Source organism: Pseudokineococcus marinus, assembly GCF_013004605.1.
In the GTDB taxonomy this organism is placed as follows: Bacteria; Actinomycetota; Actinomycetes; order Actinomycetales; family Quadrisphaeraceae; genus Pseudokineococcus; species Pseudokineococcus marinus.
This window is the reverse complement of sequence record NZ_JABEMA010000468.1, coordinates 1-1,687: the sequence shown is the minus strand read 5'-3', so window position 1 is coordinate 1,687 and position 1,687 is coordinate 1. Positions and strand designations below refer to the sequence as shown.

Annotated in this window: 1 protein-coding gene; it reads left to right on the top strand. The window is 78.2% G+C overall.

Annotation, left to right across the window (positions count from 1 at the left end):
• Positions 1-56: 56 nt before the first annotated feature.
• Positions 57-1,687, top strand: a 1,631-nt coding sequence (locus HLB09_RS16655) for a thioredoxin-like domain-containing protein (protein ID WP_322790237.1), incomplete at its 3' end; no start/stop codon positions are given.

Genomic DNA, 1,687 nt, shown 5'->3' with positions numbered 1-1,687 from the left:
GGTCACGCTCGTGGACGGCTCCCGGGGCACCTCCCCGCCGGTGCGACCATCGACCCGTGAGCACGAGCACCTCCCGCACGCCCCGCACCCCCCGGACCCCCCGCACCCGCGCCCCCGAGCTCGTGGGCCGCCGCTGGGTCGGCACCGACGGGCGGGCGCTGCGGATGGCGGACCTGCGCGGCCGCTTCGTCCTCCTCGACTTCTGGACGAGCTGCTGCGTCAACTGCCTCCACGTGCTCGACGAGCTGCGCGACCTCGAGGAGCGGTGGACCGCGGAGCTCGTCGTCGTCGGCGTCCACTCCCCGAAGTTCCCCCACGAGGCCGAGCCCGGCGTGCTCGACGACGCGGTGCGCCGCTACGAGGTGCACCACCCCGTCCTCGACGACGCCGACATGACGACGTGGCGCGCCTTCGCCGCCCGGGCGTGGCCGACCCTCGTGCTCGTCGACCCGACGGGGTACGTCGTCGCGTCGCTGTCGGGGGAGGGGCACGCCCACGGCCTCGACGCGCTGCTCACCGAGCTCGTGCCCGAGCACGACGAGCGCGGCACCCTCGTGCGCGGCGAGCGGCTCTTCGCCCCGCTGCCCGAGGAGGCCCCGGCCGACGGCCTGCGCTTCCCCAGCAGCGCGCTCGTGCTGCCGGAGCGCCTGGGCGGCGGCGTGCTCGTCACCGACACCGGCCACCACCGCCTCGCCGTCCTCGACGACGACCTCGCCGTGGTGCGGACCGTCGGCGAGGGGGCGCGCGGCCTGCGGGACGGCGACGCCACGACCGCCCGCTTCGCCGAACCCCAGGGCCTGTGCCTGCTGCCGGAGGACGTCGCGGAGCGCCTCGGGGTCGACGTCGTCGTCGCCGACAGCGCGAACCACGCCGTCCGCGGCGTGCGCCTCGCGCGCGACGGGGAGCCCGGGGCTGAGCAGGACCGCGCGCACGACCGGGTCACCACCCTCGCCGGCACGGGCGAGCAGCTCCGACGCCGCGAGGGCGGGGGACCGGCGCTCGCGCAGGACCTCTCGACCCCCTGGGACGTCGCGTGGTGGGACGGCCAGCTGGTCGTCGCCATGGCGGGGCTGCACCAGCTGTGGGCGCTCGAGCCCGGCGCCGGGGAGGAGCCCGACCCCGCCGACGGCGTCGTCCGCGTGCTCGCCGGCACCTCCGCCGAGGGCCTGCGCGACGGCGACGCCGAGCAGGCGTGGTTCGCGCAGACCTCCCGCCTCGTGCCGGCCGCCGACGGCGCGGCGCTCTGGGTCGTCGACTCGGAGACCTCGGCGCTGCGGCGCCTCGTGCGCACGGGCGACGCGCCCGACCGCTCCGTGCCCGTCGTCGAGGACGCGCGCCTGGCGAACGCCGCCCCCGTCGCCGCGCCCGGCTACGCCGTCGAGACCCTCGTCGGGTCGGGCCTGTTCGACTTCGGCGACCGCGACGGCGGCGCGGGGGAGGCGCTGCTGCAGCACCCCCTCGGCGCGGCGGTGCTGCCCGACGGGTCGGTCGTCGTCGCCGACACCTACAACGGCGCCCTGCGCCGCTACGACCCCGCGGCCGCCGCCGGCGAGCCCGCGGTGACGACGCTCGCCGCCGACCTCGCGGAGCCGACGGGCGTCGCCGTCGCCCCCACCACGACGGAGGAGGGGGAGGGCGTCGAGCTGCTCGTCGTCGAGTCCCGCGCCCACCGGCTGCTGCGGCTGCC